Source organism: Corallococcus sp. AB038B (assembly GCF_003668955.1).
Classification (GTDB): domain Bacteria; phylum Myxococcota; class Myxococcia; order Myxococcales; family Myxococcaceae; genus Corallococcus; species Corallococcus exiguus.
In genome coordinates, this window is sequence record NZ_RAWO01000238.1 from 1 (window position 1) to 408 (window position 408).

General features: G+C 69.1%; 1 pseudogene. It reads left to right on the forward strand.

Features of this window, described 5'->3' with window-relative positions:
* Window positions 1-408 (forward strand): annotated as a pseudogene (locus tag D7Y04_RS43140) (acyl-CoA desaturase); the annotation flags it as partial.

The following is a 408-nucleotide window of genomic DNA, read 5'->3' on the forward strand; positions in this document are numbered from 1 at the left end:
CGCTATGCCGCGCACCGCATGTACACCATGGGGCCACGCACGGAGCGGGCGGTGCACCTGCTGACGTACCTGGTGCAGGGCTCCTCGTACCTGTCGCCGCGCGCGTACGCCGTGCTCCACCGCGAGCACCACGCGTTCTCCGACACGGAGAAGGACCCGCACTCCCCGCACTTCTTCAAGGACGTGGCGCGGATGATGCTGCACACGAAGAAGCGCTACGACGACTACTGCGCCGGGCGCGGTCAGCCCGAGGCCCGCTTCCTGGGTGGCTACCCGGAGTGGCCGCTGGTGGACGACACGCTGCGCACCTCGTGGTGGGCGACGCTGGGCTGGGTGGCGCTCTACACGGGCTTCTACGTGGCCTTCGCCACGTCGCCCTGGCAGTTCCTGCTGCTGCCCATCCACTTC